Below are 16,988 nucleotides of genomic sequence, written 5' to 3'. Positions count from 1 at the left end.
GCGTGGGGAGGGCGAGGAACTTCCTCCCCATCTGTCATCGGAACCTGAGAGGTTCGCCGAGACCGCCACAGGGACGATCACGGCTTGCACCTTGGGTGGAGCCGCTGACACAGCGGCCCGCTTTTCAGATGTGCCTCGCCCGCGCGGTAACGGGGCCTGAGAGATTCAAGGGAGGGACTTGCTCCTTCGGCGCCCCAGCGAAGGCTGCTGGGAACTCTCCCGCGCGGATTCAAACGGCCGGTATGCAGTTGGCGGCCACATCATTGCATGCCGCGCCCCCACGCGTCAGGGCCCCGCATCTGTAACCGAGCTGTGGCACTACGCGCACGAACCCCCTACCGTTGCCCATTACCTTCTCTTTACATACAAGGGGCATGGGGATGACCGAGCCCATTGGGGAGGACGATCACGGTGAACAGGACCTCGGCCTACGCCACGAACGCCGGCATCGCGGTGCCGAAGCAGCCCTCCGCCCCGGCACGCGAGCGCTGCGCGGCCCGGCCCGCGCCGGTCGTCCGCGACCTGCGCGCCCGCGCCGGCCGCAGCCCGCACGCCCTGCTCTTCGGCGCCGGCGACCTGGTGGTGATCACCGGTCTGCCCGGCAGCGGCAAGTCCACCCTCATGCACCGCGCGGTCACCGGCCACCGGATCGACTCCCAGGACACCCGCGACCGCTGGGACGCCCGTGTCCCCCGCCGGCTCCCCTACGCGCTGTACCGCCCGCTGGTCCGCCTCGCCCACTACGCCGGACTGCGCCGGGCCCTGCGCACCGGCGAGGGCGTCGTGGTCCACGACTGCGGCACCCAGTCCTGGGTGCGCGCCTGGCTGGCCCGCGAGGCCCGCCGCCGCGGCAGCACCCTGCACCTCCTCCTGCTCGACGTGACTGCCGAGACGGCCCGGCAGGGCCAGCACGAGCGCGGCCGGGGTGTGTCCCGCTACGCCTTCCGCCGGCACCGCCGTGCGACCGACCGGCTGCTGCGCGCGGTGGAGAAGGGCGAGCTGCCCGCCGGCTGCGGTTCGGCGGTGCTGCTGGACCGGGACGCGGCAGGCGCCCTGAGCCGCGTGGGCTTCACTCGGTGAGGCGTTGTCACAGTCACCCGCTAGCCTTCTTGCTCACAGCAGTGATGACCAGCAGGCGGTAGGCAGATGGACTTCCCGGCGGACCTTCCCGCGGACTTCCCGGCACAGGCACACCCCCACCCGCACGGCGGTTGGCCCGGCAACGAGCTGGAGGAGGTGCTGTCGGCCTCCCTCGGCGTCCCCTCGGCGGGCGGCCGGATCGTCGAGGTGCTCGGCCGCAGCTTCCTGTGGATCCCGCTGCCGGGCGGCGGCGGCCCGGACAGCGGCCCGCTCGACCTGCCCACCCTCGACATCGAGGGCCAGGTGTACGTCCCGGTGTTCAGCTCCGAGGAGCAACTGCGTCAGGCGGCCGGCTCCCACATGTCGTACACCATCGCCCCCGCCGTGGAGTTCGCGCAGGGCCTGCCGCCACAGGCGGGCATCGCCGTGAACCCCGGCGGCGTCGTCGGCATACCGCTGCCGCCCGAAGCGGTGGCCGAGCTGTGCCGCGCGGGGCGCACCCCGCTCGACGGTCCCGGCACCGGCGGCCGGGTCCGGCTCTTCGAGCCCGACTGGCAGGACGACCCGGTCGACTTCCTCGCCGCCGCCTCGGCCGAGTTCGCCGGCACGGGCGTGGTCCTGACCGCCCGTCGCTGTCTCGCCGCCATCGAGACGGCCGACCCGGTGATGTTCGTGGGCGTCGAACTCTCCCGGTGGGAGGGCGACCTGCGCGCCCTGCCCCTGGAGGCCCTGGGCCGGGCCCTCGGTAAAGTCCCGGTCAAATGGCCGGTCAACCTGGTCCTGCTCGATGTGGCCGACGACCCGGTGGGCCACTGGCTGAAGGCCAACGTCCGCCCCTTCTGTCAATACGGTCACTGAACGCGCCGAGGGGCGCGAGGCCGTGTCCGGTATGCGGATGCGCCGCGGGGGCGCGACAAGCCACGAGCACCCGCATCCGCGCACGGGATGAAGTCCCGAGCTGCCAGGCGCTTAAGCTGTCCTTGAACGCGGGGCACTGACAAGGAAGGGCACGACAGGTGAGCGCGAGCCACAGCGGCAGCGTCGAGCACATGCTGCGCCAGGTCACGCCCGGACGCTACGACGCCTACGAGGCCCTGCTCCGTGCCCTCGTCACCCCTTCCTCCGGCCAGATCTGGATGCTCCTGTGGCACGGCCAGGCCGGCTCCCCGGACGCCCAGTACGGGGACATGGAGGTGGACGGCGTCCACTACGCCCCCTGCGTCACCTCCGCCCAGGAACTGTCGGCCAGCGGCTGGAACCGCTCCTACGAAGTGGCCGACGGCCTGGACGTGGCCCGCACCCTCTACCCGGACCACTACGGCCTCTGGCTCAACCCGCACGCCCCGGGCGGCGGCGTCGGCATCCCCTGGCTGGACCTGCGCCGCATCGCCACCGGCCTGGACCGCCAGCCCGCCGGCCCGCTCCGGCTGTCGGAGCCCGGCATCGAGATCCCGCAGTTCTACGCCCTGCTCGCACAGAACGCCCACCGCACCCCTGCCCTGCGCTCCCTGCGCCGCGCCTGGGTGCAGCCGGCGCTCGGGGCGCCGTACCTCGCCATCGGTCTGGACGTGTACGACACCTCACCCGCCGCGGTCGACTCGGTGCGCGCGATGATGCAGCAGTCCGTCGGCGCGGTCCCGGAGGGACTGCCGGTGTCGACGGTCGCGATGACGGACGACTACGACCCGGTGGTGATGTGGATGCGCGTCAACGCGCGTCCCTTCTACGACCGTGAGGCCCATGCCGCCGCGCCGCAGCCCCAGCTCCAGGTCCCCGCGTCGCCACAGGCCCCGGCGGCCGGCTACGGCTACCCGCCGGTGCACGGCGGTTACTGATCAACCCGCCCGTACGGAGGGCCTCTTGAGGCCGAGGCGGAGAATTTACACGGGCGACACACTTCTGCGCGCGTAGATCCCGGCCCCGTGTTCCGAACGGCGCAAATTCGCCATTCCGCCGCAACCGGCACATGTCCGAGGGGCGTTACCCACTGTTCGGATAACGGAATCCCCTGTACTGCATCACGGTTGCGCATACTTTCGCCGTCACATCTGGCGGGTGATCGCAGCCACGCTGAAGACTCGCGACTCAGACGCGAGGCCGAGACCTCGTGATCGATGGCAAGTCGACAAAGCCGCAATCCGCGGCAGGCGCAGGCCGGTCACCACCGGCGAGAGGGGTCGCTCACCGTGACCGCACCGATCGAGACCACCGGGGCAGCAGCCGAGGCACAGCCGGAAGCTGTGCTGGAGGGTGCCGGTAAGGGGCAGATCGAGGGTCGTTCCCTGGGCCAGATCGCCTGGACCCGGTTCAAGAAGGACAGAGTCGCCGTCGCGGGCGGCGTCATCGTGCTCCTGCTGATCCTCCTCGCGATCCTCTCGCGCCCCCTGCAGGCCGCCTTCGGCCTCGACCCCAACGCCTTCAACCAGGACCTGATCGACCCCAACACCTCGCTGCCCAAGGGCAGTCTGGGCGGCATGAGCGCGGACCACCCGCTCGGCGTGGACCCGAAGTTCGGCCGGGACATCGCCACCCGTGTCCTGGAGGGTTCCTGGGTGTCGCTGGTGGTCGCCTTCGGCGCCACCGTCCTGTCCAACGTCATCGGCGCGATCATGGGTGTCGTCGCGGGCTACTACGGCGGGCGGGTCGACTCGATCATCAGCCGGCTGATGGACACGTTCCTCGCCTTCCCTCTCCTGCTGTTCGCCATCTCCATCTCCGCCACGCTCCAGGGCGGCGCCTTCGGCCTCAACGGACTGCCGCTCCACCTGAGCGTGCTCATCTTCGTCATCGGCTTCTTCAACTGGCCGTACCTGGGCCGGATCGTGCGCGGCCAGACCCTCGCCCTGCGCGAGCGCGAGTTCGTCGACGCCTCCCGGGGCATGGGTGCCAAGGCGCCGTACATCCTGTTCCGTGAGCTGATGCCCAACCTGGTCGGCCCGATCATCGTCTACTCGACGCTGCTCATCCCGACCAACATCCTCTTCGAGGCGTCCCTGAGCTTCCTCGGCGTCGGCATCCAGCCCCCGCAGGCGTCCTGGGGCGGCATGCTCCGCGAGGCGGTCACCTACTACAAGGTCGACCCCACGTACATGATCGTCCCCGGACTCGCCATCTTCGTGACCGTCCTTGCGTTCAACCTGCTCGGTGACGGTCTCCGCGATGCTCTCGACCCGCGCAGCCGCTGACACCGGCCGCAGAGAGCCCGAAAAGTTTCCGACAATGGAGGGGAAAGCGCCCATCATGCGAAGGTCAGCGCTGGCCGCGATCGCGGCCATCGGCTCCGCCAGCCTGCTTCTTGCAGGCTGCAGCAAGGCCGATGACAACAAGAACGAGAACGGCACCAAGTCGGCCGGGGCCAACGCCGCGACCAAGGGCGTCGTCAACGCGTCGGACAAGAAGGGCGGGACGCTCACCTACGAGCTGTCCGACGTCCCGGACTCGTTCGACCCGGGCAACACCTACTACGCGTACATGTACAACCTCAGCCGGCTGTGGGCCCGCCCGCTGATGACCTTCAAGCCGGGCGCCGGCGAAGAGGGCAACACCCTGGTCCCGGACCTCGCGGCGAGCAAGGGCGTCCCGAGCGACGGCGGCAAGACCTGGACGTACAAGCTGCGTCCGGGCCTGAAGTACGAGGACGGCTCGCCGATCACCTCGAAGGACGTCAAGTACGCCGTCGAGCGTTCCAACTTCGCGCGTGACGTGCTCTCCCTCGGCCCGAACTACTTCCAGCAGTTCATGGCCGACGGCGACAAGTACAAGGGCCCGTACAAGGACAAGAGCGCCAAGGGTCTGTCCTCCATCCAGACGCCGGACGACACCACGATCGTCTTCCACCTGAAGCAGGCCTTCCAGGAGTTCGACTACCTGGTCGCCGCCCCGCAGACGGCGCCGGTGCCCCAGGCGAAGGACAAGGGCGTCGACTACGTCAAGAGCATCGTGTCCTCCGGCTCCTACAAGTTCCAGAGCTACGAGGACGGCAAGCAGGCCGTCCTGGTGCGCAACGAGAACTGGGACGCGAAGAGCGACCCGCTGCGCAAGCAGCTGCCGGACAAGATCGTCGTGAAGCTGAAGGTCAACCCGGAGACGATCGACCAGGACGTCCTCGCCGGCAAGGCGATCGACCTGGCCGGTGCCGGTGTCCAGGCCTCCACCCAGGCCGAGGTCGTCACCGACCCGGACAAGAAGGCCGGCACCGACAACACCTTCGGTGGCCGTCTCGTCTACATGGCGATCAACACCAAGGTCGCGCCGTTCGACAAGATCGAGTGCCGCAAGGCCGTGCAGTACGCCATCGACAAGGTCTCCGTGCAGACCGCCGAGGGCGGCCCGATCCGCGGTGAGATCGCCTCCACCGTGCTGCCGCCGGACATCCCGGGCTACGCGAAGTCGGACGCCTACGCGACCTCCGGCAACAAGGGCGACGTCGCCAAGGCCAAGGAGCAGCTGAAGGCCTGCGGCAAGTCGTCGATCTCCACCAACATCTCGGCCCGCTCGGACCGTCCGCAGGAGATCGACGCCGCCACGGCGATCATCAACTCGCTGAAGAAGGTCGGCATCAACGCCAGCCTGAAGCAGTACCCGTCCGGTAAGTACTTCACCGACTACGCGGGTGTGCCGAAGTTCACCGAGAAGCAGAACCTCGGTCTGATCATGATGCAGTGGGGCGCCGACTGGCCCTCCGGCTACGGCTTCCTGCAGCAGATCCTGAACGGCAAGGCGATCAGCCAGTCCGGTAACACCAACCTGTCGCAGTACGACAACAAGGACGTCAACGCTCTGCTGGGCAAGGCGATCGGCACTCAGGACACCACCGAGCGCAACAGCCTCTACACGCAGATCGACAAGAAGACCATGGACGACGCCGTCCTGGTCCCGCTGACCTACTTCAAGGTCCTGCTCGCCCGACCGCAGAACTACACCAACCTGGTCTCCACGGCGGCCTTCAGCGGTCAGTACGACTACCTCAACATCGGCGTCGCGTCGAAGTAGCAGCCCCGGAAGGCAGGTGAAGGCATTGGTGCCCGCGGGCTTCGCGGCCCGCGGGCACCAGCGCCGGTCCCCGTGATCTCGTACATCCTCCGCCGGACGTTCGCGGCAGTGATCCTGCTGCTGGTCGTCTCCGCGGTCACCTTTGCCATCTTCTTCCTGCTGCCACGGCTCGCCGGCCAGACAGCGGACCAGCTGGCGCAGCAGTACATCGGCAAGAGCCCGTCGAAGGCGGACATCGCCGCGGTCAAGCACAACCTCGGTCTGGACCAGCCCGTCTACGTCCAGTACTGGCACTTCATCAAGGGGATCGTGGCCGGCGCCGACTACAGCATCGGTCCCACCACGGTGCACTGCGACGCACCCTGCTTCGGTTACTCCTTCAAGAACCACCAGGCAGTGTGGCCGGAGCTGACCTCCCGCCTTCCGATCACCCTCTCGCTCGCCGCGGGCGCCGCCGTGCTGTGGCTGGTCTCCGGTGTGATCGCCGGTGTCATCTCCGCGCTGAAGCCGCGCTCGGTCCTCGACCGCGCCTTCATGGGCATCGCGCTCACCGGCGTCTCGCTGCCCATGTTCTTCACCGGCAACCTGGCGATCCTGCTCTTCAGGTACCAGTGGCCGATCTTCGGCGACGACTACGTGCCGCTCACGGAGAACCCGTCGCAGTGGGCCAACACCCTCATCCCGGCGTGGTGTTCGCTCGCCCTGCTGTACTCCGCCATCTACGCCCGGCTCACCCGCTCGGGCATGCTGGAGACGATGAACGAGGACTTCATCCGCACGGCCCGCGCCAAGGGCCTGCGGGAGCGCACCGTCATCACCAGACACGGACTGCGCGCCGCCCTCACCCCGATCGTCACGGTCTTCGGCATGGACATCGGCCTCCTGCTCGGCGGTGCCGTGATCACGGAGTCGGTGTTCTCGCTGCACGGCATCGGCCAGTACGCGGTGCAGGGCATCACCGACAACGACCTGCCCAAGATCCTCGGCGTGACCCTGCTCGCCGCCTTCTTCGTCGTGATCGCAAACCTTGTGGTGGACGTGCTCTACGCCGCCGCCGACCCGCGGGTGAGGCTCTCGTGACCGAACTCTCCAAGACCGGCGCCGCAGTGGGGGAGCCCACCTCCGGCCGCCCGGCACCCGAAGCCTTCCTGGAGGTCCGCGACCTCAAGGTGCACTTCCCGACCGACGACGGCCTGGTCAAGTCCGTCGACGGGGTCAGCTTCTCGCTGGAGAAGGGCAAGACCCTCGCCATCGTCGGCGAGTCCGGTTCCGGCAAGTCCGTCACCTCGCTGGCCATCATGGGCCTGCACCGGCTCGGCACCCGCGGCAAGAACGTGCAGATGTCCGGCGAGATCTGGCTGGACGGCAAGGAACTGGTCTCCGCCGCCCCGAGCGAGGTGCGCAAGCTCCGCGGCCGTGACATGGCGATGATCTTCCAGGACCCGCTGTCCGCGATGCACCCCTACTACAAGGTCGGCGACCAGATCGTCGAGGCCTACCGGGTGCACCACGACGTCAGCAAGAAGGTCGCCCGCACCCGCGCCATCGAGATGCTCGACCGTGTCGGCATCCCCGAGCCGGCCAAGCGTGTCGACGGCTACCCGCACGAGTTCTCCGGCGGTATGCGCCAGCGCGCCATGATCGCCATGGCGCTGGTGAACAACCCCGAGCTGCTCATCGCGGACGAGCCGACCACCGCCCTCGACGTGACCGTCCAGGCGCAGATCCTCGATCTGATCCGCGACCTGCAGAAGGAGTTCGGCTCCGCGGTCATCATGATCACTCACGACCTCGGTGTGGTCGCCGAGATCGCCGACGACGTCCTCGTGATGTACGGCGGCCGGTGCGTGGAGCGCGGTCCGGCCGACGAGGTCTTCGAGCAGCCGCAGCACCCCTACACCTGGGGTCTGCTCGGCTCGATGCCCCGCATCGACCGCGAGACCTCCGAACGGCTCATCCCGGTCAAGGGCTCGCCGCCGAGCCTCATCAACGTCCCCTCGGGCTGTGCCTTCAACCCGCGCTGCCCGTACGCGGACATCCCCAAGGGGAACGTCACCCGCACGGTGCGCCCCGAGCTGGAGCAGGTGAGCACCGGGCACTGGTCCGCCTGCCACCTCTCGGCCGAGGACCGCCGGCGGATCTGGACCGAAGAGATTGCGCCGAAGCTGTGAGTGAGACGAAGAAGACGGACACCGTCGCCGAGGCCGTGGTCCCGAAGCAGGCGTCGGCTCCGGACGAGCGCGAGGTGCTGCTCAAGGTCGAGAACCTGACCAAGCACTTCCCGATCAAGAAGGGCATTCTCCAGCGTCAGGTCGGCGCGGTGAAGGCCGTCGACGGCATCGACTTCGAGGTGCGCAAGGGCGAGACCCTGGGCGTGGTCGGCGAGTCGGGCTGCGGCAAGTCGACCATGGGCCGGGTCATCACCCGCCTCCAGGACCCGACCGGCGGGAAGATCACCTTCGAGGGCCGGGACATCACGCGGCTGTCGACCGGGCAGATGCGTCCGCTGCGCCGCGACATCCAGATGATCTTCCAGGACCCGTACGGCTCCCTGAACCCCCGCCACACCATCGGCTCGATCGTCTCGGCGCCTTTCCGGCTCCAGGGCGTGGAGCCCGAGGGCGGGGTGAAGAAGGAGGTCCAGCGGCTCCTCGAACTGGTCGGCCTCAGCCCCGAGCACTACAACCGCTACCCGCACGAGTTCTCCGGCGGCCAGCGCCAGCGCATCGGCATCGCCCGCGCGCTCGCCCTGAAGCCGAAGCTGGTGGTGGCCGACGAGCCGGTCTCCGCGCTGGACGTGTCGATCCAGGCCCAGGTCGTCAACCTGATGGACGACCTCCAGCAGGAGCTGGGCCTGACCTACGTGATCATCGCGCACGACCTCTCGGTCGTCCGGCACGTCTCGGACCGGATCGCGGTGATGTACCTCGGCAAGGTCGTCGAACTCGCCGACCGCACCTCGCTGTACGAGGCGCCGATGCACCCGTACACCAAGGCGCTGATGTCGGCGGTGCCGGTGCCGGACCCGCAGCGCCGGGGTGCCAAGAGCGAGCGCATCCTGCTCCGCGGTGACGTCCCGTCACCGATCGCCCCGCCGTCGGGCTGCCGCTTCCACACCCGCTGCTGGAAGGCGACGCAGATCTGCAAGACGACCGAGCCGCAGCTCGTGGAGCTGAAGCCGGGTCAGCGGGTCGCCTGCCACCACCCGGAGAACTTCGCCGACCAGGCCCCGCAGGACACGGTCCTGCTGTCGGCGGCGAAGAAGGCGTCGGAACTGGTCCCGGACGCGGCGACCGACGGTGCTCCGACGGAGACGGAGCCGGCGGCCGCCGAAGAGGCGGCTGTTTCCGAAGCGGCCGAGGCTTCCGCAGACACCCAGCCGTCCGGGAAGGCCGAGGCGTCTGAGAAGGCCGAGCCGTCCGTGAAGGCCGAGGCCTCCGCTTCGGAGGACGTGGCTGCCGAAGAGGCCGTCGCCGAGGAAGCCGCTTCCGGGGTGAAGACCGGGCCCGGTGCCAAGGTCTCGACCGGGAAAGCCGTCGCCGACGCCGACGGTGCTGCCGAGGAGTCGGCCGCCGGTACCGGGGCCGCCGCCGACGCTCCCGCCGGGGAGCCGGAGGGCGCTGCCGGGGAGCCGGAGGCTGCCGCGGAGGAGACGGGCCGTCAGGCCGAGGCCGGCTCCCAGGAGCCGACCGACGACTCCCAGGAGTCAACCGACAAGTAGCACATGACGACTGGGCAAAGTCATGTACATGCCCGGACGGGAGAGCGCAGAGTCGTCCGTGTCAGTCACTGACCGGCACATGCTCGAAAGGGACGACTCATGGCACTCTCCCGTTCGGCACGTCTGGGGACCCTCGCCACCGCGGCGGCCTCCTTACTCGTCATCGCCGCCACCGCCGCCCCGGCCCCGGGCGCCCCCGGCATCGGCGATCCCTACTTCCCCCAGCTGGGCAACGGCGGCTTCGACGCCCGCCACTACGACCTCGACGTCGCCTACGACCCCGGCACCGGCCGCCTCGACGGCCGTACGACCCTCACCGCACGCGCCACCCGTACCCTCTCCTCCTTCGACCTCGACCTCCAGCGGCTGGAGATCACGCGGGTCGAGGTCGACGGCAGACGCGCCGACTTCACCCGCGACGGCGACGAGGTCACCGTCACCCCGCGCCACCGCCTGCACGCAGGACGGAAGTTCACGGTGACCGTCACCTACGGCGGCATACCGGAACCCCTCGGCGGGCCCATCGTGTTCGGCTCCGCGTACGGCTGGATGAAGACGGCCGACGGCGTCTTCGTCGCCTGTGAGCCCAACGCCGCCTCCACCTGGTTCCCGTCCAGCGACCACCCCTCCGACAAGGCCACCTACGACATCCGGATCAAGGCCCCCGAGGGCCTCACCGCCGTCTCCAACGGCCGGCTCGTGTCGACGTACGACCGGAACGGCTCGACGTACACCCACTGGCGGGAGCGCAGGCCGATGGCGACGTACCTTGCCACGGCCACCATCGGGAAGTTCGACGTGCGTACCGGACGGACCCCCGGCGGCATCCCGGTCTACGTGGCCGTCGACCCCGTCCTGAAGAACAGCAGCAGCGTCGACGTGTACGCCGTCACCGCAGCCGCCACCGACTACTGGTCGCAGGTCTTCGGGCCGTACCCGTTCGAGGAGACCGGCGCGATCGTGGACGACATGCCCGAGGCCGGGTTCTCGCTGGAGGTGCAGAGCAAGCCCGCCTACTCGGCGGTGCGCAGCGAGTCGACGATCGTGCACGAGCTGGCCCACCAGTGGTTCGGCGACTCGGTGAGCGTGGCGCAGTGGAAGGACATCTGGCTCAACGAGGGTTTCGCGAGCTACGCCCAGTGGCTGTGGGCCGAGCACCAGGGCACCCGCTCCGCCCACGACTCCTTCCTCGCCGCCTACAACGCCCGCCCCGCCGACGCGCCCTTCTGGCAGATCGAGCCGGGTGACCCGCAGCGGGACACGATGTTCGCCTCGGCCGTCTACCAGCGCGGCGCGATGACGCTCCAGGTGCTGCGCGAGCGGATCGGCGACACCGCCTTCTTCAGGCTGCTGCCCGCCTGGACGAAGCTCCACCGGTACGGCAACGCGGACACCGCCGGCTTCGTCCGCCTCGCCGAGCGCGTCAGCGGACAGCAGCTGGACGATCTCTTCGACACGTGGCTCTTCACACCAGGGAAACCGGCCCTGTGAGCCTGGCTTTGTAAGGTTCACACCCTCCGACAGGTAAGAATGGCAGGGTGCAGCTCCAGCAACTCTTCAGTCCCTCCGTCCAGCACACGCTCGATCTGATCGGGATCTTCGTGTTCGCGATCTCCGGCGCCCTGCTGGCCGTCCGGAAGAACTTCGACGTGTTCGGCATCGCCGTGCTCGCCGAGGTGACCGCGCTGGGCGGAGGGCTGTTCCGCGACCTGATGATCGGAGCCGTGCCCCCGGCCGCCTTCACCGACCTCGGGTACTTCCTCACCCCGCTGCTCGCCACCCTCGTCGTCTTCTTCCTGCACCCGCACGTGGAGCGCATCCAGGCCGCGGTGCTCGTCTTCGACGCGGCGGGCCTCGGCCTGTTCTGCGTGAGCGGTACGACCAAGGCCTACAGCTTCGGTCTCGGCCTGACGTCGTCGGCGACGCTGGGCCTCGCCACCGCCGTCGGCGGCGGTGTGCTCCGCGACGTCCTGGCCAACGAGGTGCCCTCGCTGCTGCGCTGGGACCGTGACCTGTACGCGGTTCCGGCGATCGTCGGCGCCACCATGGTCGTACTGTGCATCCGCTACGACGCCCTCACCCCGTTCACCAGCGGGCTGGCGGTCGTCACGGCCTTCGCGCTGCGCCTGCTCGCGATGCGGTTCCACTGGCGAGCGCCGCGCGCGTGGAACCGCCGGTCGACGGTGAGCGAGGAGTAGCCCCGGCCTGCGAGCCGTCCTGTCCCGTGGCCTGGTTCTGGCCCATCTGCAGCGTCAGCCAGCGGAACGCCGCGGGGACCTGCGGCCGCCACAGCGCCATGGTGTGCCCACCCGCGCTGCGCGGCAGGAACACCACGTGCACGGTGGTCGGCGCCTTGGCGATGGACTCCAGGGCGAGACCCGCCTGGTAGCCGTCGCCGGACTCGCCGGACGCGTACACCGCGATCCGCGGGGGCACGGCCGCCTTCTTCAGCAGCAGGTAGGGGTTGTTCGCGGCGCGCAGGGCGGGGCTCTGGGCGGCGAGGGAGTTGCGCTCGCCGATCGGGTCGTTGTAGCCCGACATGCTCACCGCGGCCCGGTACCGGTCGGGGTGGGCCGCGGCCAGCTTGACCGCGCAGTGCGCGCCCGCCGAGTAGCCGGCCACCGCCCAGCCCCGGGGGGCCGGCAGGGCGCGGAAGTTGTCCGTGACCATCTTCGGCACGTCGATGCTGAGCCAGCTGTCGGCGTTGACCTGGCCCGGGATGTTGGCGCAGCCGGTGTCCACGCCGGCCAGCAGGTTGGTGCGCGGGGCGACCAGGATGAACGGCGCCACCTGACCGCTCCTCATCAGCGGCAGCAGCTGCTCATGGGTCTTCATCGACCCGAACCAGGCCTTCGCCGAACCGGGGTAGCCCGGCAGCAGCTCCACCACCGGGAACTTCTTGTGCCGGTAGGCCGGGTCGTCGTACTGCGGCGGCAGCCAGACGTAGACCTCGGCGTTGACGCCCGAGACCCGGCCCTCGACCTGGGTGACCCGTACTCCGCCGGCCGCGTGCATCCCGGGTCCCCCTGCCGCCCTGAAGGCCTGCCGGACCTTGGGCAAACGTTTCACCGAGATGCCGCCGGTGCCGTCCTGCCCGAGGTCGGCGGCGCGCTGGACGTGGTTCCCGGTGCCGAGCAGATCGGCCCAGTTGTCGTACAGGTTGTTCTGGTTGTTGACCAGGACGAAGACCAGCGTGACGGCCGTGCCCTGGACGAACAGCAGCATCACGACCCGGGCCGCGGCCCGCAGCGCTCTCGGACCGCGCACCCGCGACCACAGGACGAGCGGGAGTATGAGGGCGATCACGGACAGCACGACGGTCGTGTAGAGGAACGCAGTCCCGGTGAGGCTCATGTCCCCATAGAGGGAAAACGGCGACGTCAGGTTGTGGACGTGTCCGGACACTTACCGAGAAACTTCCGGAGCCTCACCTCGGTGGCCGGTTCCCGTCATCCGACCGCAACACAAAAAGCTACCGCTTAGTAATTTGCTGTTGTACCGTTCAGGCATGCCAGAAGCAGCTTCCGCCCCCTCCCCGTCGCGGGCCGTGATCGGTGACAGCGAGTTCGACCGCGACACCGCGGTCACCCGGCGCGAGCCCGGCGTCTACGACATCGACCTCTCGGCCGGCTGGACCATCATCAGCGCCGTCAACGGCGGCTACCTGCTGGCCGTGCTCGGCCGGGCGCTCGCGGACACCCTCCCGCATCCCGACCCGTTCACCGTCTCCGCGCACTACCTGACCGCCTCGCAGCCCGGCCCGGCGGTCGTCCGCACCGAGACCGTCCGCACCGGCCGCACCCTGTCCACCGGCCAGGCCTCGCTCCTCCAGTACGACGACGAGGGCAACGAGGTCGAACGCATCCGTGTCCTCGCCTCCTACGGCGACCTCACCGCCCTGCCGGACGACGTCCGCACGACGGCCGCCCCGCCCGCGATCCCGCCGCTGGAGCAGTGCTTCGGCCCCGACGACGCACCGGCCCCCGTTCCGGGCAGCTCCGCGATCACCGACCGCCTGATGCTCAAACTGGATCCCGCGACCCTCGGCTGGGCGCTCGGCGCGCCCTCCGGCAAGGGCGAGATGCGCGCCTGGTTCGGCCTGGCCGACGGCCGTGACGCCGATCCGCTGTCGCTGCTCCTCACGGTGGACGCCCTGCCGCCCACCGCCTTCGAGATCGGCCTCAAGGGCTGGGTGCCCACCGTGGAACTCACCGTCCACGTCCGGCACCGCCCGGCCCCCGGCCCGCTGCGCGTGTCGATCACCACCCGCAACCTCGCCGGCGGCTTCCTGGAGGAGGACGCCGAGGTCTGGGACAGCGAGGACCGCCTGGTCGCCCAGTCCCGCCAGCTGGCCCGGGTCAGGCTCGGCTGAACGGAAGCCTGCGGAGCCGGTGACCGGGCCGACCGTGGCTCCGACCGCGGCCCCGGCCGGCCACGGCTCCGTCCCGGCCCGGCGACCGCCTCGGCCGGGCGGCCACGGCTGCGGCCCGGCCCAGCGGCTGTCTCAGGCCCGGCCGAGCGGGGTGCGGCCCAGCCAGGCGGCCAGCCTCTCGTAGGCGCCGGCCCCCTCGCGTGCCTCGCGCCGGTCGCCGAAGGGGGTCTCCTCGTCGCGGGGCCGCGAGTCAGGCAGCACCCGGCGGGCGGTGGCCAGGGCGAACTCGGCCAGCTCCGGATCGAGTTCGTGCGGGTGGCCGACCGCCTCGGCGAGGTCCCAGGTGTGGGTGACGATCTCCATGACATAGCCCGACAACGCCGCGTGGCCGGGGACCTCGCCCCAGGGCACGCGCACCGGGGTCGTCATCCGCTCGTCGCTCTCCCAGGCCTTCAGGACGCGCACGCGCACCTCGTCGTAGGCCGCCGCCCAGCCGTCGTCCGCGATGCCCTCGGCGGTCGGCTGCACGGCGAGTCCGTCGCCGCCCTCGCCGACCACGGCGATGCGCCGGGTGCCGCCGACGATGTGCCCCAGCAGGGCGCGGACGTCGAACTCGGTACAGGGCGTGGGGCCGTCGAGCTGATCGGGGCGCACCGTCTTGACGAGCGCCGCCGCCTGCTCGGTGGCACGGGTGTAGACGGGGCGCGGGTCGGTGAAGCCGGTGGTGGTCATGGATGCCTCTTCCTCGTGGGTGACGCGGGTGGGTGATGCGGCAAGGGTGCCGAGATAACCTGACAACTTCCGTCAGCATTTGCCTCGGTCTCCGCGGGGGCGGGATTCTGACGGGGTGAAGTCCGACCGCCTGCTGTCGATCCTGCTGCTCCTGCAGACCCGGGGCCGCGTCCCCGCGCACGAACTCGCCGCCCGGCTGGAGGTGTCGGTCCGCACCATCTACCGGGACATCGAGGCGCTGTCCGCCTCCGGCGTCCCGGTGTACGCCGAGCGCGGCCGGCACGGCGGCATCGAACTCCTCGCCGGTTTCCGCACCGACGTCACCGGGCTCACCGCCGACGAGTCCCGGGCCCTGTTCATCCTCGCCGCGCAGGGCGCCCATGCGGCGCTCGGTCTCGACGCCGCCCTCGGCTCCGCCCTGCGCAAGGTGATGGCAGCGCTGCCGGCGCCGTACCGGCCCGCCGCCGAGGTGACCAGCCGGCGCATCCTGGTCGACGCCACCCGCTGGATGAGCGGCCCGCAGCAGGCCGTCGACCTCCAGGTGCTGCAGGACGCCGTGTTCTCCGACCGGCGCCTCCGGCTGCGCTACCGGCACAGCGGCGAGCGGGAGCCGCGGACCTACACCGTGGACCCTTACGGCCTGGTCGCCAAGGCCGGGGTCTGGTACCTGGTCGCCGACCGCAGTGGCCGGCCCCGGCTGTTCCGCGCCGACCGGGTGCGCAGCGCCCGGCTGCTGGACGAGCCCGTACGGCGCCGGCCCGGGGTCGAACTCGCCGACGCCTGGGAGGTGCTGCGCCGGCAGGTGGAGGACCGGGAAGGCGGCGTCGAGGTCACCGTCCGGGTGCGGCGCGAGTTCCTCGACATGTTCCAGCGGATGACGGCCTCACGACTGACCGCTCTCCCCGACGACGACGGCGCCGGCGAGTGGGCCACGGTCCGCCTGGTCTGCCCGTCGCTCCGCGCCGTACGCCAGCTCCTCGCCTTCTCCGACCGGGTGGAGGTCCTGGCCCCGCCGGAGGCGCGCGCGGAACTGCTGGCCGGGGCCCGCTCGGTCACGGCCCTGTACGAGGGCGCGGACCGGGCGGCCACCTGATCGCGCAACATGGCCGACAGGCGCACGTACGGCGGCTCAGTCCAGCCAGTGACCGCGGCCGATGGTGATGAGCCGCAGCTGGCGGGTGGCGAGCTGCGTCACCCTTTCCCGCTCCTCCGCCGGGGCCTCCAGTGCCTCCAGGAACAAGGACGCGGTGATGAGCATCTGGTCGACGTAGAGGTGGGCGAGCATCAGCAGGTCGTCGTCGCTCCAGCCCGCCGCCTCCGGGTCCTTGGCCAGCTCGGCCTTCACCTCCTCGGCGAACCGGACCAGTTGGGCCCGGATGGCCTCGCGCACCGGCTGGACTCCGCCATGTCGCTCACGGGCGATAAACCGGACGTGTGCGGGGTACGCGTCCACATGACGGGCGATCAGCTCGATGGCGCGCGAGATGCGTTCCTCACTGTCGCCCGTGGTGGACACCGTCGTCCGCACCATCGGATGCAGGCTGCCCAGCGCCTCGTCGACCAGTGCCACACCGAGGTCGGCGGTCGAGCGGAAGTGCCGGTAGAAGGCCGTCGGGGCGACACCGACGGCCCGGGCGACCTCGCGCAGGCCCAGGCTGCTCAGGCTCTGTTCCTCGAGCAGTGCGAGCGCCGCGTCGAGGAACGCCTGCCGGGTCTTCTGCTTCTGGGCCTGCCGGATGCCGAGGGTGTGACTCATGTCATCAGTTAACAACTGTTCTCTGGAATTGAAAAGCCGTAGGACGCGCTAGACTCGAAGTCAGTGAACAACTGTTACTACAACTGTTCACTCAAATTTCACACCGGCTGAACACGAGAGCATCCCGGAGGGGGGATCTGATCCCATGCTGTTCCTCGTCGCCGCACTCATGCTGCTCGGTGTGGTGCTGGGCACCGTCGCCCACGCACCGCTGGGCGTCACCGCCGTCCTGGCCGCCGTCATCGCCGTCTGGCTCGGCATCTTCGCGATCCGCGAGCGTCACGGCCGCCGTCGCCGCACCTCGGCCAACTGACCCACCGGAAGGACATCAGGAG

The 16,988-nt window shown here is 69.9% G+C and carries 16 protein-coding genes and 2 riboswitches; of the genes, 13 read left to right on the top strand and 3 right to left on the bottom strand.

Translation table 11 applies throughout. The features are described from left to right. Positions 1–21 precede the first annotated feature (21 nt). Positions 22–134, bottom strand: a riboswitch (glycine riboswitch). Next, positions 135–232, bottom strand: a riboswitch (glycine riboswitch). It abuts the riboswitch before it with no gap. A 179-nt stretch (positions 233–411) separates the two neighbouring features. From ACZ4SF_RS21465 to ACZ4SF_RS21420, 10 genes are all read left to right on the top strand, one after another. Beyond that, positions 412–1,080 (top strand): AAA family ATPase, encoded by a 669-nt coding sequence (locus ACZ4SF_RS21465; RefSeq protein ID WP_468386666.1) that lies wholly within the window; start codon positions 412–414, stop codon positions 1,078–1,080. 66 nt (positions 1,081–1,146) lie between these two features. Continuing rightward, the gene (locus tag ACZ4SF_RS21460) at positions 1,147–1,938 is read left to right on the top strand and encodes an enhanced serine sensitivity protein SseB (RefSeq protein WP_468386663.1); all 792 of its coding nucleotides are present in this window, start codon (positions 1,147–1,149) and stop codon (positions 1,936–1,938) included. 191 nt (positions 1,939–2,129) lie between these two features. Further along, a complete protein-coding gene (locus tag ACZ4SF_RS21455) occupies positions 2,130–2,915 on the top strand; it encodes an enhanced serine sensitivity protein SseB C-terminal domain-containing protein (protein ID WP_468386830.1) in 786 nt (261 codons plus the stop codon). A 351-nt stretch (positions 2,916–3,266) separates the two neighbouring features. Next, positions 3,267–4,265, top strand: coding sequence for an ABC transporter permease (locus ACZ4SF_RS21450; RefSeq protein WP_468386660.1), 999 nt, complete (start codon positions 3,267–3,269; stop codon positions 4,263–4,265). A 55-nt stretch (positions 4,266–4,320) separates the two neighbouring features. Continuing rightward, positions 4,321–6,072, top strand: coding sequence for an ABC transporter substrate-binding protein (locus ACZ4SF_RS21445; protein WP_468386657.1), 1,752 nt, complete (start codon positions 4,321–4,323; stop codon positions 6,070–6,072). Between the two features lie 72 nt (positions 6,073–6,144). Then, a complete protein-coding gene (locus ACZ4SF_RS21440) occupies positions 6,145–7,152 on the top strand; it encodes an ABC transporter permease (protein WP_468386654.1) in 1,008 nt (335 codons plus the stop codon). Beyond that, entirely contained in the window at positions 7,149–8,243 is a 1,095-nt protein-coding gene (locus tag ACZ4SF_RS21435; protein ID WP_468386651.1) for an ABC transporter ATP-binding protein, read from the top strand. Before ACZ4SF_RS21440 ends, ACZ4SF_RS21435 begins: the two co-directional genes overlap by 4 nt. After that, on the top strand, positions 8,240–9,793 hold the full coding sequence (locus ACZ4SF_RS21430) for an ABC transporter ATP-binding protein (protein ID WP_468386648.1): 1,554 nt from the start codon (positions 8,240–8,242) through the stop codon (positions 9,791–9,793). The genes ACZ4SF_RS21435 and ACZ4SF_RS21430 overlap by 4 nt, the downstream gene beginning before the upstream one ends. 99 nt (positions 9,794–9,892) lie before the next feature. Further along, positions 9,893–11,284 carry a M1 family metallopeptidase gene (locus ACZ4SF_RS21425; protein WP_468386645.1) on the top strand — a complete coding sequence of 464 codons (1,392 nt, stop codon included), beginning with the start codon at positions 9,893–9,895 and terminating at the stop codon, positions 11,282–11,284. A 47-nt stretch (positions 11,285–11,331) separates the two neighbouring features. Next, positions 11,332–11,991 (top strand): trimeric intracellular cation channel family protein, encoded by a 660-nt coding sequence (locus tag ACZ4SF_RS21420; RefSeq protein WP_468386642.1) that lies wholly within the window; start codon positions 11,332–11,334, stop codon positions 11,989–11,991. Here the strand turns inward: ACZ4SF_RS21420 and ACZ4SF_RS21415 are convergent. Further along, complete coding sequence (locus tag ACZ4SF_RS21415) at positions 11,900–13,147, bottom strand: alpha/beta hydrolase (protein ID WP_468386639.1); 1,248 nt, start codon at positions 13,145–13,147, stop codon at positions 11,900–11,902. The two genes, ACZ4SF_RS21420 and ACZ4SF_RS21415, sit on opposite strands and share 92 nt — an antisense overlap. 154 nt (positions 13,148–13,301) lie before the next feature. Here ACZ4SF_RS21415 and ACZ4SF_RS21410 point away from each other — a divergent pair, with 154 nt between their 5' ends. Continuing rightward, positions 13,302–14,165 (top strand): thioesterase family protein, encoded by an 864-nt coding sequence (locus ACZ4SF_RS21410; RefSeq protein WP_468386637.1) that lies wholly within the window; start codon positions 13,302–13,304, stop codon positions 14,163–14,165. Between the two features lie 132 nt (positions 14,166–14,297). Here the strand turns inward: ACZ4SF_RS21410 and ACZ4SF_RS21405 are convergent, their stop codons facing one another. Then, positions 14,298–14,897: a TIGR03086 family metal-binding protein gene (locus ACZ4SF_RS21405; RefSeq protein WP_468386634.1), complete on the bottom strand. Its 600-nt coding sequence runs from the start codon at positions 14,895–14,897 to the stop codon at positions 14,298–14,300. Positions 14,898–15,012: 115 nt separating this feature from the next. Here ACZ4SF_RS21405 and ACZ4SF_RS21400 point away from each other — a divergent pair, with 115 nt between their 5' ends. Then, positions 15,013–15,990, top strand: coding sequence for a helix-turn-helix transcriptional regulator (locus ACZ4SF_RS21400; RefSeq protein WP_468386631.1), 978 nt, complete (start codon positions 15,013–15,015; stop codon positions 15,988–15,990). 36 nt (positions 15,991–16,026) lie between these two features. On the opposite strand, the gene ACZ4SF_RS21395 is transcribed toward ACZ4SF_RS21400, so the two are convergent. After that, entirely contained in the window at positions 16,027–16,653 is a 627-nt protein-coding gene (locus ACZ4SF_RS21395) for a TetR family transcriptional regulator (protein ID WP_468386629.1), read from the bottom strand. 145 nt (positions 16,654–16,798) lie between these two features. On the opposite strand from ACZ4SF_RS21395, the gene ACZ4SF_RS21390 reads away from it, so the two are divergent. After that, the gene (locus ACZ4SF_RS21390; RefSeq protein WP_468386626.1) at positions 16,799–16,966 is read left to right on the top strand and encodes a hypothetical protein; all 168 of its coding nucleotides are present in this window, start codon (positions 16,799–16,801) and stop codon (positions 16,964–16,966) included. The last annotated feature ends 22 nt before the right edge of the window (positions 16,967–16,988 follow it).

The sequence above is a fragment of the Streptomyces sp. NPDC027663 genome, from assembly GCF_055566415.1.
Note: the sequence above shows the minus strand (reverse complement) of the source record. Positions and strands in the feature narration are given on the sequence as shown.